Below are 22,569 nucleotides of genomic sequence, written 5' to 3'. Positions count from 1 at the left end.
CGGATGCGGATTCAGACGCTGATGCAGACGCCGACGCCGATGCGGACGCTGATGCAGATGCGGATGCCGATTCAGACGCCGATGCGGATGCCGATGCAGATGCTGACGCCGACTCGGATGCGGATTCAGACGCTGATGCCGACGCCGACTCGGATTCTGATGCGGACGCCGATTCAGATGCCGATGCCGACGCCAATATCAAACTCGACGTCTCCGTCACGGTATCCCAGACCGAAGTCACTACCGGCAGCAAAATTATTCAGGTCAACGGCGGTAGCGGTAATCCGGATGGCTTCGATATTCAGGACGGCAAGATCGTCGCTATCGGTTCTAACGTTCGCGTGTGGTTAACGCCCGACAGCCCGTATAACGGCATTGTGGGCGATACCCCGCCGACCTGCGCCGATCCGGCCAACCAGATTAAGTATTACGACCAGTCCGGCAACGCGAACTCCGATTCGAGTAAATACTCGGATATCTTCGTGGTCGGCGATAAGACCGGCGGCTTCTACAAGCAGAGCGACTGGACCGGCGGGAAAGAGGATTTCAGACCGTTAAACGGCATCACCGGTAATCGGGGTGATGCGGGTAAGGTCGGCAAAGATTATATCTTCGTTAAAGGCGACAGCACTGACTATAAAGTCACGTCGTCTTCGAATAATAATGCCAATAGCCAGGACAACACCTACGATGGGTTAAAGGTCACCGACAGCCACGGCAAAGGGCTGTACGGCAACTCAAACCAGATTGAAGGCGTGATCTTCGGTGATGGCGGTTCCAAAACCAATCCCGGCACCACCACTACCGTTGTGGAGACCAAAGTTCAGCAGGTTTCGCTGGATGTGGACCTTAACCTGTCCAGCGACCATAACGCTGAACAGCTGACGCAAATCAAGCTCACCGGTATACCGGAAGGCGCGAAAGTCGTGGTCTCCGATGGCAGTACGGTGAACTATAAAGATGGCACCTATACCATCGACCTGCACAGCCCGACCTTTAAAGGGACCATTACGGTTGAACTGGAAAAAGGTGTCGATCATCTGGGCGAGATCCAGATGGAAGTGGCCTCTACCGCCAGTGAACACCACGACACCCATTTCACCTTTGATGGCGAAACCGGCGAACAGACCAACGCGCCAGAGCCTGAAATGATGTCCAGCCGGATGATGCTGGTGGATCACGACGGTTCAGATACCGACACGCACGACGGCTCTCACGACAGCACAACAGAACATGACGCGCAGCCGGATGCCCCAACGCCTGCCGACGATCATGGCGCATCCACACTGCTGGTCGCGGAAGACGACATCAGCCTCAACCACCTCGACAGCGACCAGGCCGGTACGCAGGCCACCGCGTCAACGCTGGCACCGCAATCTGAAACGTCGCTCAGCAATCTGCTGGGCGAGATGGAAGAAACGCATGTGGAGACGGCGGATACCGCCCCGGCGCAAGCAGGCACTGCTACCGCCCCTGAAACCAGCAGCGGCGCGGAACCTATCGTGCTAAGCGAAGTGCTGGGCGATACCGATAACAGCCAGGATCTGAGTTCGCTGATCAAGGTCGTCGAGCAGGGTAATGGCACCCAGACCGTGGATAACGCGGCGCAGGGCCATGCCACGCCAGTTGCCGAAACCGCCCCGGCCGATCCGGCGGCGGATAGCTACCACGGCGGCGATGAGTCGCTGATGGACAGCCTGATTGCCAAATCGGATACGGTGTCGTAAAGGTAAATATGGACATCCCTCGCGGCACGCTGCGAGGGATATTTCCCCGTAAAAGAAGAAATTAACGTTATTTAAAACGTCCTCTCTGGTTTGTTGATTAATCGGCAAATTAGCCCGAGGGCTTTTTAGATAAAAACGCTCTGTTATTGCTTATCCAACAACAGGGAATAAGTACCACAAAGGAAGAAACATGAATTACCGCAAGAACTTAATGTTAGGGCTCGCGCTGCCTCTGATGACATTAAGCCTGGCTCACGCCACCACGCTTGAAAACGCGATTAAACAAACGCTGGCTTCCCATCCTGAAATTAGCGCTTCCGCCAACAGCCGTTATTCTGCCGAACACGATTTGCAGGCGGCAAAAGGCGGCTATCTGCCCACGCTGAATCTCGAAGCGGGCACCGGCTGGGAGCAAACCGATAACGCCAGTACCCGCGCGTTAGGCGATCACAAACGCGACCTGAATCGCAGCGAGTCGAGCATTAATCTGCGCCAGAATATTTTTAACGGGTTCGCCACCACCAGCGAAGTGGCGCGCCAAAAGGCCACCGTGAACTCCCGGGCGTATAACGTCATGGATACCAGCGAAACCACCGCGTTGCAGGTGGTGCAAAGCTATCTCGACGTGCTGATGCGCGAAAGAATGGTGGCGCTGGCCCAGGAAAACCTGACCAACCATGAACGCATTTTCGATCAGATCACGCTGCGTACCGAACAGGGCGTAGGCCGCCTGGCGGACCACGAACAGGCGGAAGCACGCCTGGCCCAGGCGCGTAATAACCTGCTGACCGAACAGACCAATCTGGAAGACGCCCGCGCCAATTACCAGAGCGTAACCGGGATGGAAGCGGAAAACCTAACCCTGCCAGCGAAATTCGCGGTGCCCGCGTCGCTGGAAGAAGCCCGTAAAATCGCGCTGGAAAACAGCCCGCTGCTGAAACTGGCTGATTCGGATATCGAAGCCACCCGGGCGCAGTACGAAGCGGCCAAATCCCGTTTCTATCCGGAAGTGAATGTGGAAGTGGGCCGCACCATGGACAACAACATCGACGGAACGCGCGGCCATAACCAGGAGTGGCAGGCGATGATGCGGATGCGCTACAACCTGTTCAACGGCGGCAGCGATAAAGCCACCCTCTCTTCTTACGCTTACCGCACTAAAGAAGCCCAGGACGTGAAGCGCAATGCGCTGCGCCAGTTAAATGAAGAGCTGCGCCTGTCGTGGAACGCCCTGCGCAATGCGGAACAGCAGGTGCCGATCGCCAAAGAGTACGCCGATCGCAGTATGACGGTGCGCACCGCTTACCAGGAACAGTTCAGCCTCGGCGATCGCTCGCTGCTGGACATGCTCGACAGTGAAAATGAAGTTTTCAGCGCCCAGCGCCGATATGTAGAATTGCAGTTTGTTGAAATGTTTTCGACCTACCGCATCAACGCGCGGATGGGCGAACTGTTGAAAGCCATGTCGATTCAACTGCCGACTGCCGCACAACCGCTGGACGTCCAACAAACCACCCAGACGGACTTACCCGATCTTCAGTAAGACGAACCGGTAACCCATTGAACCAGGCGTTATTTTATCTGTTATGGGTGAAATAACGCTTCTTACTTTGCCTGGCATCAGGTACGGCAGATTATGGCACTGATCAACGACATCACTGATATTCAGGATCGCTCGTACAACGAGACGATCCGCCACGACCCAAGACTTAATCATGACGATCCGCTGCTGGATTGCCTGATGGTGGTTTGCAAATTGCACGGTATTATCACCAGCCGCAATGTGCTGACCGCCGGTCTGCCGTTGCAGTCCAACCGCCTGACGCTCAGCACCGTGCCACGCGCCGCACAGCGTGCCGGGTTAAAAGCGCGGGTGATCCAGCGACCAGTGACCAAAATAACGGCGCTGTCGCTGCCCGCCATCCTGGTGATGCATAACGGCCAGGCGGCCGTGCTGACCGCGCTGGACGGTGAAAAAGCCCGGCTGATGCCCGGCGAAACCGAAGGCGGCGCGATGACACTGGACGTTGCCGAGCTGGAAAAACTCTATGCCGGCAAAGCCATTTTTATTCAGCCGATACACGAATACGACAGCCAGCCGACGGCGCTGATCCCGCGCACCAAAGCCTGGTTCCAGGATACGCTGAAGCTGTCGAAATTCCTGTATCTTGACGCGGTGGTGGCGAGTTTTCTGATCAACCTGATCGCCCTGTGCTCGCCGCTGTTCGTCATGAACGTCTATGACCGCGTAGTGCCCAATCAGGCTACCGCCACGCTGTGGGTGCTGGCGATTGGCATCACTATCGCCTACGTGTTCGATCTGATTCTGAAAATATTGCGCAGCATCTGCCTGGATATCGCCGGTAAGAAAACCGATCTGATTGTCTCGGCGGCGCTGTTTGAGCGGCTGCTGGGCATGAAAATGAAACTGCGCCCGCCGCGCGTCGGCAGCTTCGCGCAGAATTTCCAGGACTACCAGTCGCTGCGCGATTTTCTGTCATCGCTGACGCTGACCGCGCTGATCGACTTCCCGTTCACTCTGCTGATCCTGGCGGTGGTGGGGGTTATCGGCGGGCCGCTGGTGTTTATCCCGCTGCTGGCTTACCCGGTCGCGATGCTGGTGAACTGGCTTATCCAGCGCCCGCTGATCGCCACCATCCAGAAAACGTTTAAGTTATCCAGCGAGCGCCAGGCGATGCTGGTAGAAACCCTGAGCGGGCTGGACGCCATCAAGCTGAACAATGCCCAGAGCGAGCGCCAGTACCAGTGGGAACAGATCATCAGCAGCCTCAGCAAGCTGGAGTTGCGGGTAAAATCCCTCTCCTGGGTGGCGGTGAATTTCACCCACTGGCTGCAACAGGCCTGTAGCGTGATGATGATCGTCGGCGGCGTGTACCTGATTATCGACGGCCATCTGAGCATGGGTGGGCTGATTGCCTGCTACCTGCTTAACCGCCGCGCCATGCTGCCTATCGGCCAGCTGTGCAGCCTGATCACCCGTTACCAGCGCGCCAAAATGACCAAACACACTATCGACGGCATGATGGATCTTGAACAAGAAGTGCAGCAGGACGACGTGCCGCTCAAGCGCGAAACCCTGACCGGCGCGATTGAGTTCCGCAACGTGACGTTCCGCTACCCCGGCAGCCAACAGACGTCGCTGAACACTATTTCACTGACCGTCACGCCAGGGGAAAAAATCGGCATTATCGGGCGCAGTGGCTCCGGCAAAAGTTCACTGGCGAAGCTGCTGGTGGGTTTTTATCAGCCGGACGATGGCAGCGTGCTGATCGACGGTATCGACGCGCGCCAAATTGATGTACACGATTTACGCCATAACATCGGCTATGCCCCGCAGGACATCCACCTGTTCAACGGGACGCTGCGCGACAACCTGCTGTGCGGCGCCAGCTATGTGGATGACGAAACCATGTTGCGGGTTGCCGAAGCGACCGGCGTTCATGAGTTCGCCCGCCGCCACCCTTCCGGCTACAACATGCAGGTTGGCGAACGCGGGATGAATCTTTCCGGTGGCCAGCGCCAGGCGATCACCCTTGCCCGCTCGCTGCTGCTCGATCCGCCCGTGTTGCTGCTGGACGAACCCACCAGCTCGATGGATAACACCAGCGAAGATCTGATTAAGAAGGCGCTTGTCCCCATCGTCAGCGATAAAACCGTGTTGCTGGTGACCCACCGCGCCTCGATGCTCACGCTGGTGGACCGATTAATTATTCTCGATAACGGCAAAATCATTGCCGATGGCCCGAAAGAGACCGTGATGAATGCGTTGAAAAAGGGGCAGATCCATGCGAATCGCTGAGGGATTGCGCCGCCTGAACCGCTGGCTGCTGGGCGATAAAAACAGCAATCAGTTCACCACCAGTGAAGTCAACAAAGCGCTGCTGGACGACACGCCGCGCGTGGTGCGCTTGACGCTGTGGGCGATCCTGGCGTTTTTTATCGCCGCCATTACCTGGGCGTCGCTGGCGGATATCGATGAAGTCACGCGCGGCGAAGGCAAAGCCATTCCCTCGTCCCGCCTGCAAAAAATCCAGAACCTGGAAGGCGGGATTGTGGCGGAAGTGTATGCCCGCGAAGGCGAAGTGGTGCAGGCGGGCGCGCCGCTGCTGCGTCTGGACGATACGCGCTTTAAATCCAACGCCGGCGAAACTGAAGCCGACCGCATGGCGCTGGAAGCCCGCATCCAGCGGCTGACCGCTCAGCTTAACGATGCTGAAAGCCTGACGATTTCCGACGAGATCCTGAAAGGCGCACCGGATATCGCCCAGGGCGAACTGGAACTGTTCGCCAGCATGAAAAAGCGCATCCAGAGCGAAATCGCCGGTCTGGATGAGCAATTGATTCAGAAGAAACAAGAGCTGCTGGATTTCGAAGCCAAGAAAGTGCAGTACCGTAACAGCCTTGGCCTGCTCCAGCAGGAAATCAATATGTCCGAACCGCTGGTGGCCAAAGGGGCGATTTCTAAAGTCGAAGTGCTGCGGCTGCGGCGTTCAGAAGTCGAAACCCGTGGTCAACTGGATTCGGTGGCGTTAGCCATTCCGCGCGCCCAGGCGGCAATCAACGAGATTGAAAGCAAGATCGCGGAAACCCGTGGGCGCTACCGCAGCGAAGCGCTGGCACAGCTAAACGAAGCGCGTACCGACCTCAGCAAACTGGAAGCGTCGGGCAAGGCGATTGAAGACCGGGTCAACCGTACCCTGGTGACGTCGCCGGTGCGCGGCATTGTGCAGCAGATGCTGGTGAATACCATCGGCGGCGTGATCCAGCCGGGCAACGACCTGGTGGAAATCGTCCCGCTGGATGACAGCCTGCTGGTAGAAGCGAAAATCCGTCCTAAAGATATCGCGTTTTTGCATCCGGGCCAGGAAGCGGTGGTGAAGTTTTCCGCCTATGACTACACCATCTACGGCGGGCTGAAGGGCAAGCTGGAGCAAATCAGCCCGGATACGGTGACCGATAAAGAGGGCAACAGCTTCTACGTGATCCGCCTGCGCACCGATAAAAATCATCTGGGCAGCAATGAAAAACCGCTGCTGATTATTCCGGGCATGGTGGCGTCGGTGGATATCATCACCGGTAAGAAAACCATTCTTGAATACCTGATGAAGCCGATTCTGCGCGCTCGCGCCGAGGCGTTCCGCGAGAGATAAAAAAATGCCGGTCCTGATGACCGGCATTTTTTATGGAGGCGGGATTACGGGCGATACACTTTCACGTTGTTGAAGCCCTGCTCGCGCAGATACAGCGCCTGCAGGCGGCTCATCACGCCGCGCTCGCACCACAGCAGCCAGGTTTTGTTCTGGTCCAGGTCGCCGAATTTGGTGCTCAGTTTGTAGAACGGCAGTGACACCACATCAACACCTTCTACCTTCAGCGGCTTGTCGTCCTGCTCATCAACTGAGCGGATATCCAGAATCACGTCATTCGGGCCAAACCCGGTGACGGTTTCTACTTCCACCACCACCTGCTGGGTTTGGGTGGCGATGTCGCGGATATCCACGTTGGTCGCCGCTTCGACTACCTGGTCGAGGATCGCAAAGTCAAAGTTAGCTTCTTCCGCTTCGATCTTTGCTTTCACCGCTTTCACGGTCGGGCTTTTCGAGATCACGCCGCAGTATTCCGGCATGGTGCGGGCGAAGTCTTCGGTGCCGATTTTACGCGCCAGATCGATGATGTGCTCTTTGTCATGGGCAATCAGGGGGCGCAGCACCAGGGTATCGGAAACGTTGTCGATCAAACGCAGGTTGGTCAGGGTCTGGCTGGACACCTGGCCCAGCGCTTCGCCGGTCACCAGCGCCTGGACGCCGTAACGCTCTGCAACGCGGGAGGCCGCGCGGATCATCATGCGCTTGAGCACCACGCCCATCTGCCCGTCATCGACTTTCTCAAGGATTTCGCCGACGACCGGTTCGAAGTTGATCGCCACAAAACGCACGCGGTGTGAGCTGCCGAAGCGGTTCCACAGGTAATGCGCGACCTGGCGGACGCCGATTTCATGGGCCGCGCCGCCGAGGTTAAAGAAGCAGTAGTGCACGCGACAGCCGCGACGCATCAGCATATAGCTGGAGACGCCGGAGTCGAAACCGCCGGAAATCAGTGACAGCACATCTTCCTGGGTGCCAATCGGGAAACCGCCCTGGCCTTCGTAGCGGCCTTTAACCAGCAGCAGACGGTCATCTTCGATTTCCAGGTTCACCGTAATGTCCGGGTGGGTCAGCTTCACTTTCGCGGATTCGACATGCTGGTTCAGCCCGCCGCCGACGTAGCGCTCGACTTCAATGGAGCTAAACTCGTGCTTGCCGCGACGTTTTACGCGCACGCAAAACGTTTTGCCTTCCAGTTGGTCGCGCCATGCCGCCAGGGTTTGCTCGAAAATATCGTGCAAACTGGTGAACGGCACGTCTTCGACTTCCAGAATATGGTGGATACCGGGGATGCGGGTTAACGCGTCGCGGATTTCAATACGCTGGTTTTCATCTTTGGCGCGGACCACGATATGGTCCCAGTGGCGGACAACGGCGAGGTTTTCGTCGTAATGTTTGAGTACGTTACGGATGTTTCCGGTCAGGATTTTAATAAAGCGCAAACGCACAGATTGGCTTTTAATTGTGATTTCCGGGAACAATTTAATGATAAACTTCATGGCGGCAATGGTTCGTTGGCAAGCCCCGAGGGCATTGAGAGAAGTACCGCAAGGCAACAATCGCGCTTGCATCGTGAGCGCGAGAGTATATCACCATCGCTGTGAGACTGCGCACATAACCAACCCATTCAGCGTTATTTGCTAATCATTTTGAGTCCGCTACCATGGAAATGATTCCATAACGATAGAGTCAGACATTCACTATGCCAAAGAAAAACGAACTCCCCGCCAGCTTTGAGACGGCGTTGCAGGAGCTTGAGCAGATTGTCAGCCGTCTGGAAAGTGGCGCATTGCCGCTTGAAGAGGCGCTTAACGAATTCGAACGGGGCGTGCAGCTGGCGCGCCAGGGGCAGGTCAAACTGCAACAGGCTGAACAGCGTGTGCAGATCCTGCTGTCTGAAAGCGAAGACGCCCCGCTCTCTCCTTTCAAACCGGATGCGGAATAAATGGATTTTCACGCCACCATGAAGGCCCAGGCGGAACGGGCCACCAACGCGCTGCGGCAGTTTATCAGCGCGCTGCCGTTTCAGAACACTCCGCTGGTTGAGACCATGCACTACGGCACACTATTAGGCGGTAAGCGGTTACGCCCGTTTCTGGTGTATGCCACCGGCGAGATGTTTGGCGTCGCCCCGCAGGCGCTGGACGCGCCCGCTGCGGCCATCGAATGTATTCACGCCTATTCACTGATGCATGACGATCTCCCGGCGATGGATGACGACGATTTACGTCGCGGCCATCCGACCTGCCACATTAAATATGGCGAAGCGAGCGCTATTTTGGCCGGAGACGCCCTGCAAACGCTGGCGTTCTCTATACTGAGTGATGCACCCATGCCCGGCGTGGCTTTAGCCGACCGGCTCAGCCTGGTGTCTGAACTGGCGATCGCCAGCGGCGTAGCGGGGATGTGCGGTGGCCAGGCGCTGGATCTGGAAGCCGAAGGCAAACAGATATCGCTGGAGGCGCTGGAGCGCATTCACCGCCACAAAACCGGCGCATTAATTCGCGCTGCCGTACGTATGGGCGCGCTGTGTGCCGGTGAACCGGGGCGCGATGTGCTGCCGATCCTCGACCGCTACGCAGAAAGTATCGGTCTGGCGTTCCAGGTTCAGGATGACATTCTGGATGTGGTGGGGGATACTGCCACGCTGGGTAAACGCCAGGGCGCCGATCAGCACCTGGGGAAAAGCACCTATCCTGCGTTGCTGGGCCTTGAGCAAGCCCGTGAAAAAGCGCAGGCGCTGTGCGAGGATGCCCTTGCCGCACTTCGGGAACTGTCGTCAAAACAGATGGATACTCGCACACTGGAAGCGTTAGCGACTTACATCATCCAACGTGACAAATAACATAATTACCACGAGCCTCTGATGAGTTTTGATATCTCAAAGTACCCAACCCTGGCGCTGGTGGACTCGACCCAAGAGTTGCGCCTGTTGCCGAAAGAGAATCTGCCGAAGCTGTGCGACGAACTGCGTCGTTATCTGCTTGATAGCGTGAGCCGCTCCAGCGGGCATTTTGCCTCGGGGCTGGGAGCCGTTGAGTTAACGGTCGCGCTGCATTACGTCTATAACACGCCATTCGACAGACTGATCTGGGACGTGGGCCATCAGGCTTATCCGCATAAGATCCTTACCGGACGGCGCGACAAAATCGGCACCATTCGTCAGAAAGGCGGGCTGCATCCGTTCCCGTGGCGCGGCGAGAGCGAGTATGACGTGTTAAGCGTCGGCCATTCGTCAACCTCCATCAGCGCCGGGATCGGCGTTGCCGTGGCTGCGGCGAAAGAGAATAAAGGCCGCCGCACCGTGTGCGTGATTGGCGACGGCGCGATCACCGCCGGGATGTCTTTCGAAGCCATGAACCACGCGGGCGATATCAAACCCGATATGCTGGTGATCCTTAACGACAACGAAATGTCGATCTCGGAAAACGTCGGCGCGCTGAATAACCATCTAGCGCAATTGCTTTCCGGGAAGCTCTATTCAACGCTGCGCGAAGGCGGCAAAAAAGTGCTGTCCGGCGTGCCGCCGATCAAAGAGCTGATCAAGCGCACCGAAGAACACATTAAAGGCATGGTGGTGCCGGGAACGCTGTTTGAAGAACTGGGCTTTAACTATATCGGGCCGGTGGACGGTCACGATGTGCTGGGCCTGGTGCACACCCTGAAAAACATGCGCGACCTGAAAGGCCCGCAGTTCCTGCACATCATGACCAAGAAAGGCCGGGGTTACGAACCGGCGGAAAAAGATCCGATCACCTTCCACGCGGTGCCGAAATTCGATCCGCAAAGCGGCTGCCTGCCGAAAAGCAGCGGCGGTTTGCCGAGCTATTCGAAAATCTTTGGCGACTGGCTGTGCGAAACCGCCGCCAAAGACAGCAAGCTGATGGCGATCACTCCGGCGATGCGCGAAGGCTCCGGCATGGTGGAGTTCTCGCGTAAATTCCCGGACCGCTATTTCGACGTGGCGATCGCCGAGCAGCACGCGGTGACGCTGGCGGCGGGGCTGGCGATTGGTGGCTATAAGCCGATTGTGGCGATTTACTCGACCTTCCTGCAACGCGCTTACGACCAGGTGATCCACGACGTCGCCATCCAGAAGCTGCCGGTGATGTTCGCCATCGACCGTGCCGGCATTGTGGGCGCAGACGGGCAAACTCACCAGGGCGCGTTCGATCTGTCGTTCCTGCGCTGCATCCCGGATATAGTGATTATGACGCCGAGCGATGAAAACGAATGCCGCCAGATGCTGTATACCGGTTATCACTATAGCGATGGCCCGACGGCAGTGCGTTACCCGCGCGGCAACGCGGTGGGCGTAGAGTTAACCCCGCTGGAGATGCTGCCGATTGGCAAAAGCGTGGTAAAACGCCAGGGCGAAAAAATCGCTATTCTGAACTTCGGCACCCTGATGCCGGATGCCGCCGCCGTGGCGGAATCCCTTAACGCCACGCTGGTGGATATGCGTTTTGTGAAACCGCTGGATGAAGCGCTAATCCTGGAACTGGCCGCCAGCCACGACTCGCTGGTCACTGTCGAAGAGAACGCCATTATGGGCGGCGCAGGCAGCGGCGTGAATGAAGTGCTGATGGCGCACCGTAAGGTAGTACCAGTCCTTAATCTCGGCCTGCCGGACTTCTTTATCCCCCAGGGCACTCAGGATGAAGCCCGTGGCGAAATCGGCCTTAATGCCGCCGGCATGGAAGCGAAAATCCGCGCCTGGCTGGGATAAGCGCCACCCCCTCCCCTTTCCTCTCCTGCTATGCTTAAAGGATCACCTTTGTTACCCGCAAGCAGGAGAGGAAGCATGCAATACAATAATTTAGGAAAAACCGATCTCAGGGTATCCCGTCTTTGCCTGGGCTGTATGACGTTTGGCGAACCGGACCGGGGCAAGCACGCCTGGACGCTACCGGAAGAGAGCAGCCGCCTGATCATTAAGCACGCCGTAGAGAAAGGCATTAACTTTTTTGACACCGCCAATAGCTATTCCGATGGCAGCAGTGAAGAGATCCTTGGCCGCGCGCTGAAAGACTTCGCCCGTCGTGACGAGGTGGTCGTCGCCACCAAAGTATTCCATCAGGTCGGCGATTTGCCAGAGGGCCTGTCGCGGGCGCAAATCCTGCGCTCTATCGACGATAGCCTGCATCGTCTGGGCATGGAGTATGTCGACCTGCTGCAAATCCACCGCTGGGACTACAACACGCCCATTGAAGAAACCCTCGACGCGCTAAATGACGTGGTGAAATCCGGCAAAGCGCGCTATATCGGCGCGTCCTCAATGCACAGCGAGCAGTTCGCTCAGGCGCTGGCGCTCCAGGATCAACACGGCTGGGCGCGTTTCGTCACCATGCAGGATCACTACAACCTGATTAACCGCGAAGAAGAGCAAGGCATGCTGCCGCTGTGCCTGCAGGAAGGCGTGGCGGTGATCCCGTGGAGCCCGCTGGCGCGTGGCCGTTTGACACGCCCGTGGGGCGAAACCACCGCGCGGCTGGTTTCCGATGAATTCGGCAAAACGCTGTATCAGCAAACCGAAGAGAACGACGCCAGAATCGCCGAGCGCGTCGCCGCCATCGCCGAAGATAAAGGCGTGTCGCGGGCGCAGGTGGCGCTGGCATGGGTGCTGAGTAAACCCGCCATTGCCGCGCCGATTATTGGCGCATCCCGTGAAGAACAACTGAATGATCTGCTGGGCGCAGTGGATTTAACGCTGAACGATGTGGAAATCGCCGAGCTGGAAACGCCTTATCAGCCGCATCCGGTGGTGGGATTTAAGTAACAACATCCCCTCTCCTTGCATTAAGGAGAGGGAATCAACGGCTTAACCGGTAATAAAGTGGTCGTGCCCTTTGCCGGTGATGTTTACCGGCTCGCCGTCACGCGTAAAGTGTAACCCTTCAACGTCGGCGGTGATCTGCCCAATGCAGGTAAAAGGTACGCCCAGCCTGCCCAGCGCCACGTCAATCACGCCGCGATTGAGTTCCGGCACGGTAAAGCACAGTTCGTAATCCTCACCGCCGGTCAGCGCGAAAAGCTCGGCCTGTTCAGGGCTGACGTTTTCACGCAGCACATCCGAGAACGGCAAGGCGTCCAGCGCCACTTTCGCGCCGCAGTCGCTGGCCTTCAGAATATGCGCCAGATCGGAGATCAGCCCATCGGAGAGATCGATAGCGCTGCTGGCGATATCGCGCAGCGCCTGGCCCTGCAATATCCGCGGCGTGGGGCGTAAATGGCGCTGTAACAGATAATCCGCCTGGGTGGTGTTGCTCACCGTTAAGCGGTTTTGCAATATCGCCAGCCCTGCCGCGCTGTCGCCAGGCGTACCGGTGACGTAGATCCAGTCGCCCGGTTTCGCGCCCGAGCGCTTCAGCGCGCGGCCATTCGGCACGAAGCCGTGAATACCCAGCGTCATGGAGAGCGGACCACGGGTGGTGTCGCCGCCAATCAGCTGCATATCGTAATAATTCAAAAGCTCGAACAGACTGTCGCTAAAGGCTTCCAGCCACGCTTCGTCGACGTCAGGTAGGGTTAATGCCAGCGTCAACCACGCGGGGTCAGCGCCCATCGCGGCTAAATCACTGAGGTTAACCGCCAGCGCTTTGTAACCCAAATCGCGCGGATCGATATCCGGCAAAAAATGGATGCCGCTAACCAGCGTGTCGGTGCTTATTGCCAGCGTTTGTTTTTCCGGAACCGTCAGCAGTGCGCAATCGTCACCGATTCCGGTTTCCACATCACGTCGAGAGCTTCTCACGCGATCAAAATAACGGGCAATAAGGGAAAACTCGCCGCATGCCATGCGTTATGCCTCGCAGAAAAAGAGAATGGCCGGAGACATGTCCGGCCAGAGGATTGGCTTACTTGCGATTGGGGCGGATTTGCGGAGCGGCTTTGTCCAGCACGCCGTTGACGAACTTGTGACTGTCTTCAGCACCGAAGGTTTTCGCCAGCTCAATCGCTTCGTTGATGGCAACTTTATAAGGCACATCCTGACGCTTAGCGAGTTCGTACAGCGCGATGCGCAGAACCGCTCTTTCTACCTGGCCCAGCTCATCGAGCAGACGGGACAGGTAAGGTTGCATCAGGCCATCGAGATACGCGCTGTTGGTCGCCACTCCGGACAGCAGTTCACGAAAGTACAGAACGTCCACGTCTTTAACGTCCTGTTCCGCCAGGAACTGGTATTCAACATCAGCGATGTCGTTTTTGGACAACTGCCAGGAGTAAAGTGCCTGGACGGCACATTCACGGGCGCGGCGACGAGCAGCAGGTTTCACGGAATTCCCCTTAAAATCAGGCCTTGATGGCTTTCAATACATTAATCATTTCAAGCGCGGTAAGGGCTGCTTCAGCACCTTTGTTACCGGCTTTTGTACCAGCGCGTTCGATGGCTTGTTCAATACTTTCAGTGGTGAGTACGCCGAACGCTACCGGGATTTCGCTTTCCTGAGCAACATGCGCCAGGCCGTTGCTGGCACCGCCGGCAACGTATTCGAAGTGTGCAGTGCCGCCACGGATCACGGTACCCAGCGCGATCACCGCATCGTATTTACCGGTTTTCGCCAGAGCGCCGGCTGCCAGCGGCAGTTCATATGCGCCAGGAACCCAAACCACGGTGATGTTTTCATCTTTAACCTGGCCGATACGTTTAAGCGCGTCGATAGCGCCATTCAGCAGGCTGTCGTTGATGAAGTTGTTAAAACGCGCGATGGTGATGGCGACGCGAGCGTCCGGGGTAGCAACAGTAGCTTCGATAACGTTCATACTCTTCCTTAACGGGTTCATTTGTGGCCCCGCAGGGGGGCGGATTCTATCATGTTTTTTTATGGGCTGCTTACGTTTTAAAACTCGGCGTTATTGCAGCGTAAGCCGGAGACACAAATCCGGACCAACCGGACGTATCTCGCTGAATGTCAATGCGGGCGCATCCGCCAGCTTTTCAAGGCCAGGAAGGGCGAATAAACCGCGCGCATCGCTGCCTAACAGCTTCGGCGCGATATACAGCACAATCTCGTCCACCACGCCCGCCTGTAGCAGCGCGCCAGACAGTTCGGCCCCCGCCTCCACCCAAATCGTATTTACCTGCCGTTTGCCCAACAGCATCATCAGCACCACTAAATCGAGGTGCCCGTTGTGCTCCGGCACCGGCAGTTGAGTGACGCCTTCCGGCCAGCGGGCATCGTCGGGCTGAGTACGCGCCAGCCAGGTTTCCCCCGGCTGGTGAATAATTTTATGCTCGGGCGTCACCCGGTTCTGCGAGTCGATGACGATGCGGGTCGGCATCCGCAGTTGGTCTTCGGGGTACAGCGCCTGGGTATCCGCGTCTAACTCATTCCAGCGCACGGTCAGCGACGGGTTATCCGCCAGCACCGTGGCGCTACTGGTAAGGATAGCGCTACTTTGCGCCCGGAAGCGTTGCACATCGCGCCGCGATTCGGCGGAGGTGATCCACTGGCTTTCGCCGCTCGCCATCGCGGTGCGTCCGTCTAACGACGCGCCCAGCTTCAGTTGTACAAACGGGAAGCCGGTGCGCATCCGCTTCAGGAAGCCTTTATTCAGGGCTTCGGCTTCATTCATCATCAGGCCGTGGCTGACCTCGATGCCCTCTTGCTGCAGGCGATACAGCCCGCGCCCGGCGACCTGCGGATTCGGGTCCTGCATTGCGGCAACCACGCGGGCCACGCCTGCGGCGATCAACGCGTCACAGCACGGCGGCGTGCGGCCATGGTGGCTACAGGGCTCAAGGGTGACATAGGCGGTCGCGCCACGGGCTTTTTCGCCCGCCATCCGCAGCGCATGCACTTCGGCGTGCGGCTCTCCGGCGCGATAGTGAAAACCTTCACCCACGATTTCGCCGTCGCGCACAATCACGCAGCCGACGTTGGGATTAGGAGAAGTGGTAAAACGACCACGCTGCGCCAGTTTCAGCGCCCGCGCCATGAAAATCTCATCCTGCATTGGGCTTAATCCTGCAAGCGGGCGATCTCTTCGCCGAATTCACGGATATCTTCGAAACTGCGGTATACAGAGGCGAAGCGAATGTAGGCGACCTTATCAAGCTTTTTCAGCTGTTCCATTACCAGGTTGCCAATCATTTTGCTGGGGATTTCACGCTCCCCGGTGGCGCGCAACTGCGATTTGATATGGTTAACCGCCATTTCGACGTCATCGGCGCTGACCGGACGCTTCTCCAGCGCCTTTTGAAAGCCGCTTCTCAGTTTGTCTTCGTTAAACGGCTCGCGGACGTCATTGCTTTTGATCACGCGGGGCATCACCAGTTCCGCCACTTCAAAGGTCGTGAAGCGTTCATGGCACACCAGGCACTGACGGCGACGGCGCACCGACGAACCTTCTCCAACCAGGCGAGAGTCAATGACTTTGGTATCCACAGCGAAACAGAATGGGCAATGCATAGCGCGTCCTGACAGATAATTTAACTGAGGGTTAGTGTAACCTGAACTGGCACCACAACAAAGATGAAGCGCTTTTGAGACAAGGGATGAAGGAATTTTTATGCGCGCGCGCTAGCATTAATGCATTAAAAACACACAGGATCGTCACTATGAGAACCGCTTACACATCTTTGTTCCTCGTTACGCCATTATTGCTCGCCGCCTGCGCACCGCAAAGTGAAGTCCGTCAGATGCACAATAGCGTCAGCACACTTAATAAAGAAATGGGCAAGCTGCAGCAGGAGACCATTAAGATCACCCAGCAAAACGCCCTTAACGCCCGTTCGCAAAGCGGCGTTTACTTACTGCCTGGCGCAAATACCCCGGCACGGTTAAACAGCCAGTTGGGGATGATGAAAATGTCGCTGGCGAATGTCGCGGCGGATGCCAGCGGTACGGTTGCCACGCTGCGCATCGAGGGCGAATCCAGCACCCCGTTTCCGGCGTTTACCGGCACTATCGAATGGGGCCAGTTGCAGGGCACCACCGAAAGCTACCAGGAAGTGAACGTGCAGAATCAGCAGTTCAGCGCGCCGGCCAGCATCCTGGCCCCCAGCGATGTCTCCGTTCCCGTCAAACTTAACGGCATTACGCCCGACCAGTTAGGCTTTGTCCGTATTCACGACATCCAGCCGCTGCAAGCGCCCGCTATGTAATACCCCTCAGGCCGGATCGCCCCGGCCTTGTTACTTTTTTCACATCTAAAACCGCTTTTTATTATTCACCACTTCTATGTTCGGATAGAATCCTATTGCCGAATGTGTATAAACGTGAACGCAATCGTTTACGCTTAAGACAGGAATGTGAAACAACACATATTTTTGTGAGCAATGATTTCTATAATAGTGACCAGAATAACATCTCCCGTTCAGGCTGGTGGGAGAGTACGACATACCTTATCTCCCGTTGGGGATTTCATCTAAAAGTGGCAATAACCATGAAAAAAATTGTTTTAGCTGCCGGTGCGGCACTGGCGCTTTCCGCTTCTTTCTCTTCCAGCGCGGAAGAAACCAATAAACCTGAATACCTGTCTGACTGGTGGCATCAGAGCGTCAATGTGGTGGGCAGTTATCACACCCGTTTCGGACCGCAGCTGCGTAACGACACCTATCTGGAATACGAAGCGTTCGCCAAAAAAGACTGGTTCGATTTCTACGGCTATGTGGATGCGCCGCGCTTCTTCGGTGGCGACAGCAATGCGCGCGGTATCTGGAACCACGGTTCTCCGCTGTTTATGGAAATCGAACCGCGCTTTTCTATCGACAAACTGACCGACACCAGCCTGGCGTTTGGTCCGTTTAAAGAGTGGTATTTCGCTAACAACTATATCTACGACATGGGCCGCAACGCCTCTGGCCGCCAGAGCACGTGGTATATGGGTTTAGGTACCGATATCGAAACCGGCCTGCCGATGAGCCTGTCCATGAACGTGTATGCCAAATACCAGTGGCAGAACTACGGCGCAGCGAACGAAAACGAGTGGGATGGCTACCGTTTCAAAGTGAAATACTTTGTGCCGATCACCCCGCTGTGGGGCGGCAACCTGAACTATATCGGCTTCACCAACTTTGACTGGGGTTCCGAACTGGGCGACAAAGATTTCCGCGACCTGAACGGCAACAAAGCCCGTACCAACAACTCGATTGCGTCCAGCCACATCCTGTCGCTGAACTACGATCACTTCCACTATGCGGTCGTAGCGCGTTACTGGCACAACGGCGGCCAGTGGGCGGATGACGCTGAGCTGAACTTCGGCAACGGTCCGTTCAACGTGAAATCCACCGGTTGGGGTGGCTATCTGGTTGTGGGTTACAACTTCTAAATTGTTACGCCGGTCATACTATGACCGGCGTTTCTTCACTCCGCGCAGCTTAACGCTAAGGTTTTATCCAGCAGCCACGGGCGCAAATACCCGACTGTATTGGATAACGGCAACACATCCGCAGAAAGTGGAATCCCCAGATAACGCTGTATGTAATCGCGCCGTGCGATAATGCGTGCCCACACCGCCGGGTAATCCCTTGCCAACTCTTCACGTAGCGCCGCATCGGCAAGCGCCACGGTATCTTCAATGCTGGCTCCCGCGTACCCTGCCCGCGACGGGATAATGTCAATCTGTAACAGCATACCGCTGGCTAACGCGATGGTTGAATCAGGCGTAATCGGTGAACACATCCACTCTTCATCCGCCACTAAATGACCGGGATTCAGGTGCCAGTGATAATCGCTTTTCGGCAACAATTTTTCGATTAGCTGGTAAATTTCCCCGCCGGTAACCCCGACGCGCATCCGCTCAAGCCAGCCTACTACCGCGCGATAATAAGGGATTGCCACCATGTCAAGATAGTCTGCAACCGCAGGTGTCAGCTCGGTTTGATTCGCGACCACATAGGCGGCGCGGCTGCTTAGCCCCCCTTTGTAGCTGGTGGTTAGGGAAAATTTATCACCACGCTGAATCACTTTGTCACTGGGGTAAAGGTTGGCGCTGTCAAAGCGGTCCCCGGTCGCGGCAATCATAATTACGTTGTTGGCCTGCCCTTCCGCCGCCAGCAGCGCGCCGATCTGCTTTTCGGTCTTACCCGGCTCGATGGCATTAAGCGCGCTAAGAATTGCCGTTGAGGCGAGGTTAGCGCCGTATTCGTAGTGCGCGAGTTCATTGGCGTTGTTCACGATGCGAGCCCCGTTGGCCGGGGAGATAAACACGCCGGTGGCGTTGGTCAGAATGCCATCGGGCGTTACCGCTGCGCGCAGCGAATCAACAATAAACGACGGTAAATCGAAGAGTTGAGTATTGTCATCATACTCGCTGGTAAACAGTTTCCAGCCCGCCACGCCGATGCGTTTTTTCTCTGCCAGGCCCGCTAAACGCAGGGTTTCCGGCAGCGGCGTCGTGTTGGTCATCGGCTGGTTGGGCAACGAGAACCACGGCGCAGGCACCACGCGGTTTGCCAGCCGGGCGTGGGCGGCCAGCTTGAGGTTTTCATTGCCCAGCACCAGTACCGCTTCGCCATCCTGATGCAACACCAGCAGCGCCTCTTCAAAGCGCGGGATAAACCCGGTCAGGTATTCGAAATTCGCGCCGTGCTCTTTATCGGCATAGACAACCAGCGTGTCCAGCGAAAGTTGCGCCATGCGTTCAAGCACCCTGGCTTTACGTAATTTCAGCGTGGCATCCGTCAGGGTAACGGACGGTACGGCCTGCCAGCATTCCGGCTGGGGGATATTTTTGACAACGATGCGGCGTGGTTCGGTCATTGCAAAGCGCTCCGTGTAATCAGGTCTTATAATTCTGGCCGATCCACAGTAAACAAAGCGCTGCAAACAGGCAAAAAAAATCCCGGCCAGTTGGCCGGGATTTTATTCACGCTGTACGCATTAAGGCAGAATCGAAGGCTGGTCGGCGCCCTCTTTCTCCACTTTCTGCTGGATCAGATGCTCGCGCTTCATACCCAGTTTCAACGCCAGCGCGGACGCCACGTAGATAGACGACGCAGTACCGATAGACACACCGATCAGCATAGTCAGGGAGAAGCCCTGCAGCATGGTGCCGCCAAACAGGTATAGCATCAGGATCACCACCAATGTAGTACCGGAGGTGATCAAGGTACGGTGCAGCGTCTGGGTCAATGACACGTTAAAGATTTCGTAAGGCGTACCGCGACGGATCTTGCGGAAGTTTTCACGAATACGGTCAGATACCACGATGCTGTCGTTCAGCGAGTAGCCGATAACCGACATCAGCGACGCAACAATCGTCAGGTCCACTTCAATATGGAACAACGACAGCACGCCCATGGTGATCACCACGTCGTGCGCCAGCGCGATAACCACGCCCGCCGCCAGACGCCACTCAAAGCGGAACCCGACGTAAACGAGAATGGAGAGCAGCGCGACCAGCAGCGCCATCGCGCCAGTTTGCGCCAGTTCCGCGCCCACGCTCGGGCCGACGAACTCAATACGCTTCACCACGGCGTTCTGGCTGGTAGCGTCGTTAATCACGCTGACCACTTTGCTACCCAGAACCTGGCCGCCGGTTGCGCCTTCCGCAGGCGGCATACGCACCATGATGTCACGGCTGCTGCCGAAGTTTTGCAGCAGCGGATCTTCAAAGCCCGCTTTCACCAGCGATTCACGCATCAGATCCATATCCGCCGGTTTTTCCAGCGAAATTTCAATGACCGTACCGCCGGTGAAATCGAGACCCCAGTTAAAGCCCTTCACGCCAATGATAATAATCGACGCGATAAGCAGCAGACCAGAGATGCCGAAGGCCCAGTAATCCCAGCGCATAAAGTCATAGACTCTACGGCCGTGGTTCAATTGTTCAACAGTATAATCCTGTGCCACAACGCACTCCTCAAATAGACAGCTTCTTGATGCGTTTGCCGCCGTACAGCAGGTTCACGATGGCACGAGTACCGACGATTGCGGTAAACATCGAAGTCGCCACGCCAATGCCGGTGGTAATTGCAAAGCCCTTAATCGCCCCGGTACCCACTGCGTACAGGATCAACACTTTAATCAGCGTGGTCACGTTCGCATCGAAGATGGAACTGAACGCGCCTTTGTAGCCTTCGTCGATCGCCTGCTGGACTGAACGCCCGTTGCTCAACTCTTCCTTGATACGTTCGTTGATCAGTACGTTGGCGTCCACCGCGACCGCAAGGGTTAACACGATACCCGCAATACCCGGCATGGTGAGCGTCGCCCCTGGCAGCAGGGACATAATCCCGACGATCAGCACCAGGTTGGCAATCAGCGCCGTGGTGGCGATCAGGCCAAACTTCTTATAGAAGATGATCATGAACAGGATGGAGACCGCCAGGCCCGCCAGACACGCTTCCAGACCCTGGGTGATGTTCTGCATACCCAGCGTCGGGCCGATGGTGCGCTCTTCAACAATCTGAATCGGCGCAATCAGTGCACCGGCACGCAGCAGCAGCGAAAGCTGACGCGCTTCGTTCGGGTTGTTGATACCGGTGATGCGGAAGCTGTTGCCCAGACGCGACTGAATGTTCGCCACGTTGATCACTTCTTCCTGCTTAGCCAGAATCGCACGGCCATTCGCGTCTTTTTTACCGCTGTCTTTGTATTCCACAAACAGGGTCGCCATCGGCTTGCCGATGTTGTCCTTGGTGAAATTCGACATGATGTTACCGCCCGCGCTATCCAGTGAAATATTCACCTGAGGCTGGTTGTATTCATCGGTACTGGACGTCGAGTCGGTGATATGGTCGCCGGTTAAGATCACGCGTTTGAACAGCACAACCGGCTGCCCTTCACGGGTCTGTTTGACTTCGGAATCGCCCGGAACGCGGCCTGCCGACACAGCGGCGGGATCGACGTTGGTATTAACCAGACGGAATTCCAGCGTTGCCGTCGCACCCAGAATTTCTTTGGCGCGCGCGGTGTCCTGGATACCCGGCAGCTCGACCACGATACGGTCAGCGCCCTGGCGTTGAACCAGCGGTTCCGCCACACCCAGTTGGTTTACACGGTTACGCAGAATGTTGATGTTCTGCTGTACCGCATATTCACGCGCTTCTTTCAGACGTTCGTCGGTCATCACGGCACGCAGCGTATTATCACCCTGGCTGGAAATCACCAGATCGCGATGGCGCGGCGAGAGATAAGAAATCGCTTCGTTACGCGCATTGCTGTCGCGAAAGACGATATTCAAACCGTAGTTATCGGCTTTACGCACGTTGGTGTACGCGATGCCTTTTTCGCGCAGATCGCTACGCAGGCTGTCCATGTTCTGCTCCTGGAGCTTGCCCAGTGCAGTATCCATATCCACTTCCATCAGGAAGTGAACGCCGCCGCGCAGGTCGAGACCCAGCTTCATCGGCTCAGCATTAATAGACGTTAACCAGCGCGGCGTTGCCGGCGCGAGGTTAAGGGCCACCACGTAGTTATCGCCCAATACGTCCATCAGCGCTTCGCGCGCGCGTAATTGGGTATCGGTGGAATCAAAGCGGGCAAGAATACTGCCTTGCTCCAGCGCCACAGACTTCGCGGTGATTTTTTGTTGATTTAAGGTGTTCTGGACCTGATTCAGCGTTTGCTCACTGGCGGCGACGCCGCGCGCGCCAGTGATCTGAACAGCCGGATCCTCACCATACAGGTTGGGAAGGGCATAAAGCAGGCCGACGACAATAACGACGACCAGCATGATGTACTTCCACAAAGGATAACGGTTTAACACGGCAGTTCCCTTTGGGAAAA

At 56.7% G+C, this 22,569-nt stretch carries 18 protein-coding genes and 1 pseudogene; 10 read left to right on the top strand and 9 right to left on the bottom strand.

The window, feature by feature from the left end:
* The 4 genes and pseudogenes from RT120_RS20555 to RT120_RS20540 all read left to right on the top strand — a co-directional run.
* Nucleotides 1–1,727: pseudogene (locus RT120_RS20555) on the top strand (hypothetical protein); the annotation flags it as partial.
* A 190-nt stretch (nucleotides 1,728–1,917) separates the two neighbouring features.
* Entirely contained in the window at nucleotides 1,918–3,270 is a 1,353-nt protein-coding gene (locus RT120_RS20550; RefSeq protein ID WP_312985610.1) for a TolC family outer membrane protein, read from the top strand.
* A gap of 93 nt (nucleotides 3,271–3,363) precedes the next feature.
* The gene (locus tag RT120_RS20545; RefSeq protein WP_312985608.1) at nucleotides 3,364–5,547 is read left to right on the top strand and encodes a type I secretion system permease/ATPase; all 2,184 of its coding nucleotides are present in this window, start codon (nucleotides 3,364–3,366) and stop codon (nucleotides 5,545–5,547) included.
* Complete coding sequence (locus RT120_RS20540) at nucleotides 5,534–6,898, top strand: HlyD family type I secretion periplasmic adaptor subunit (protein ID WP_312985606.1); 1,365 nt, start codon at nucleotides 5,534–5,536, stop codon at nucleotides 6,896–6,898. Before RT120_RS20545 ends, RT120_RS20540 begins: the two co-directional genes overlap by 14 nt.
* Nucleotides 6,899–6,942: 44 nt before the next feature.
* Here RT120_RS20540 and thiI read toward each other — a convergent pair whose 3' ends face one another.
* Nucleotides 6,943–8,391 carry a tRNA uracil 4-sulfurtransferase ThiI gene (gene thiI / locus RT120_RS20535; RefSeq protein ID WP_312985605.1) on the bottom strand — a complete coding sequence of 483 codons (1,449 nt, stop codon included), beginning with the start codon at nucleotides 8,389–8,391 and terminating at the stop codon, nucleotides 6,943–6,945.
* 203 nt (nucleotides 8,392–8,594) lie between these two features.
* Between thiI and xseB the strand changes: the two genes are divergently transcribed.
* From xseB to RT120_RS20515, 4 genes are all read left to right on the top strand, one after another.
* Nucleotides 8,595–8,837 carry an exodeoxyribonuclease VII small subunit gene (gene xseB / locus RT120_RS20530; RefSeq protein ID WP_165460213.1) on the top strand — a complete coding sequence of 81 codons (243 nt, stop codon included), beginning with the start codon at nucleotides 8,595–8,597 and terminating at the stop codon, nucleotides 8,835–8,837.
* Nucleotides 8,838–9,737, top strand: a complete 900-nt coding sequence (gene ispA, locus RT120_RS20525) for a (2E,6E)-farnesyl diphosphate synthase (protein WP_312985603.1) — start codon at nucleotides 8,838–8,840, stop codon at nucleotides 9,735–9,737.
* Between the two features lie 21 nt (nucleotides 9,738–9,758).
* Entirely contained in the window at nucleotides 9,759–11,621 is a 1,863-nt protein-coding gene (gene dxs / locus RT120_RS20520; protein WP_312985601.1) for a 1-deoxy-D-xylulose-5-phosphate synthase, read from the top strand.
* Nucleotides 11,622–11,696: 75 nt separating this feature from the next.
* Complete coding sequence (locus tag RT120_RS20515; protein WP_312985599.1) at nucleotides 11,697–12,671, top strand: aldo/keto reductase; 975 nt, start codon at nucleotides 11,697–11,699, stop codon at nucleotides 12,669–12,671.
* A 42-nt stretch (nucleotides 12,672–12,713) separates the two neighbouring features.
* On the opposite strand, the gene thiL is transcribed toward RT120_RS20515, so the two are convergent.
* From thiL to nrdR, 5 genes are all read right to left on the bottom strand, one after another.
* A complete protein-coding gene (gene thiL, locus RT120_RS20510; protein WP_312985598.1) occupies nucleotides 12,714–13,691 on the bottom strand; it encodes a thiamine-phosphate kinase in 978 nt (325 codons plus the stop codon).
* Nucleotides 13,692–13,749: 58 nt separating this feature from the next.
* Complete coding sequence (gene nusB, locus RT120_RS20505) at nucleotides 13,750–14,169, bottom strand: transcription antitermination factor NusB (protein ID WP_312985597.1); 420 nt, start codon at nucleotides 14,167–14,169, stop codon at nucleotides 13,750–13,752.
* Between the two features lie 16 nt (nucleotides 14,170–14,185).
* The gene (gene ribE, locus RT120_RS20500) at nucleotides 14,186–14,656 is read right to left on the bottom strand and encodes a 6,7-dimethyl-8-ribityllumazine synthase (RefSeq protein ID WP_312985596.1); all 471 of its coding nucleotides are present in this window, start codon (nucleotides 14,654–14,656) and stop codon (nucleotides 14,186–14,188) included.
* A 90-nt stretch (nucleotides 14,657–14,746) separates the two neighbouring features.
* Nucleotides 14,747–15,850, bottom strand: coding sequence for a bifunctional diaminohydroxyphosphoribosylaminopyrimidine deaminase/5-amino-6-(5-phosphoribosylamino)uracil reductase RibD (ribD, locus tag RT120_RS20495; RefSeq protein ID WP_312985595.1), 1,104 nt, complete (start codon nucleotides 15,848–15,850; stop codon nucleotides 14,747–14,749).
* Nucleotides 15,851–15,855: 5 nt separating this feature from the next.
* Nucleotides 15,856–16,305, bottom strand: a complete 450-nt coding sequence (nrdR, locus tag RT120_RS20490) for a transcriptional regulator NrdR (protein WP_125294040.1) — start codon at nucleotides 16,303–16,305, stop codon at nucleotides 15,856–15,858.
* A 149-nt stretch (nucleotides 16,306–16,454) separates the two neighbouring features.
* Between nrdR and RT120_RS20485 the strand changes: the two genes are divergently transcribed.
* Both RT120_RS20485 and RT120_RS20480 read left to right on the top strand, forming a co-directional pair.
* On the top strand, nucleotides 16,455–17,000 hold the full coding sequence (locus RT120_RS20485) for a DUF3251 domain-containing protein (protein ID WP_312985594.1): 546 nt from the start codon (nucleotides 16,455–16,457) through the stop codon (nucleotides 16,998–17,000).
* Nucleotides 17,001–17,281: 281 nt separating this feature from the next.
* Entirely contained in the window at nucleotides 17,282–18,166 is an 885-nt protein-coding gene (locus RT120_RS20480; protein ID WP_312985592.1) for a nucleoside-specific channel-forming protein Tsx, read from the top strand.
* A gap of 35 nt (nucleotides 18,167–18,201) precedes the next feature.
* Here the strand turns inward: RT120_RS20480 and RT120_RS20475 are convergent, their stop codons facing one another.
* The 3 genes from RT120_RS20475 to secD form a co-directional block, all read right to left on the bottom strand.
* Nucleotides 18,202–19,599: a M24 family metallopeptidase gene (locus tag RT120_RS20475; protein ID WP_312985591.1), complete on the bottom strand. Its 1,398-nt coding sequence runs from the start codon at nucleotides 19,597–19,599 to the stop codon at nucleotides 18,202–18,204.
* Between the two features lie 120 nt (nucleotides 19,600–19,719).
* Nucleotides 19,720–20,691, bottom strand: a complete 972-nt coding sequence (gene secF / locus RT120_RS20470) for a protein translocase subunit SecF (protein WP_183171429.1) — start codon at nucleotides 20,689–20,691, stop codon at nucleotides 19,720–19,722.
* Nucleotides 20,692–20,701: 10 nt separating this feature from the next.
* A complete protein-coding gene (gene secD, locus RT120_RS20465) occupies nucleotides 20,702–22,549 on the bottom strand; it encodes a protein translocase subunit SecD (protein WP_312985590.1) in 1,848 nt (615 codons plus the stop codon).
* Between the last annotated feature and the right edge of the window lie 20 nt (nucleotides 22,550–22,569).

The organism is Atlantibacter sp. (genome assembly GCF_032062175.1).
Classification (GTDB): domain Bacteria; phylum Pseudomonadota; class Gammaproteobacteria; order Enterobacterales; family Enterobacteriaceae; genus Atlantibacter.
The sequence above is the reverse complement of the archived record's forward strand: the minus strand, read 5'-3'. Positions and strand labels throughout refer to the sequence as shown.

Bases quoted from the DNA above. Each gene is read 5' to 3' on its own strand.
- RT120_RS20515 (WP_312985599.1), top strand. From the start codon at position 11,697: ATGCAATACAATAATTTAGGAAAAACCGATCTCAGGGTATCCCGTCTT.
- nrdR (WP_125294040.1), bottom strand. From the start codon at position 16,305: ATGCATTGCCCATTCTGTTTCGCTGTGGATACCAAAGTCATTGACTCT.
- dxs (WP_312985601.1), top strand. From the start codon at position 9,759: ATGAGTTTTGATATCTCAAAGTACCCAACCCTGGCGCTGGTGGACTCG.
- RT120_RS20540 (WP_312985606.1), top strand. From the start codon at position 5,534: ATGCGAATCGCTGAGGGATTGCGCCGCCTGAACCGCTGGCTGCTGGGC.
- thiI (WP_312985605.1), bottom strand. From the start codon at position 8,391: ATGAAGTTTATCATTAAATTGTTCCCGGAAATCACAATTAAAAGCCAA.
- RT120_RS20480 (WP_312985592.1), top strand. From the start codon at position 17,282: ATGAAAAAAATTGTTTTAGCTGCCGGTGCGGCACTGGCGCTTTCCGCT.
- xseB (WP_165460213.1), top strand. From the start codon at position 8,595: ATGCCAAAGAAAAACGAACTCCCCGCCAGCTTTGAGACGGCGTTGCAG.
- RT120_RS20550 (WP_312985610.1), top strand. From the start codon at position 1,918: ATGAATTACCGCAAGAACTTAATGTTAGGGCTCGCGCTGCCTCTGATG.
- ispA (WP_312985603.1), top strand. From the start codon at position 8,838: ATGGATTTTCACGCCACCATGAAGGCCCAGGCGGAACGGGCCACCAAC.
- ribE (WP_312985596.1), bottom strand. From the start codon at position 14,656: ATGAACGTTATCGAAGCTACTGTTGCTACCCCGGACGCTCGCGTCGCC.
- RT120_RS20485 (WP_312985594.1), top strand. From the start codon at position 16,455: ATGAGAACCGCTTACACATCTTTGTTCCTCGTTACGCCATTATTGCTC.
- ribD (WP_312985595.1), bottom strand. From the start codon at position 15,850: ATGCAGGATGAGATTTTCATGGCGCGGGCGCTGAAACTGGCGCAGCGT.
- RT120_RS20475 (WP_312985591.1), bottom strand. From the start codon at position 19,599: ATGACCGAACCACGCCGCATCGTTGTCAAAAATATCCCCCAGCCGGAA.
- RT120_RS20545 (WP_312985608.1), top strand. From the start codon at position 3,364: ATGGCACTGATCAACGACATCACTGATATTCAGGATCGCTCGTACAAC.
- thiL (WP_312985598.1), bottom strand. From the start codon at position 13,691: ATGGCATGCGGCGAGTTTTCCCTTATTGCCCGTTATTTTGATCGCGTG.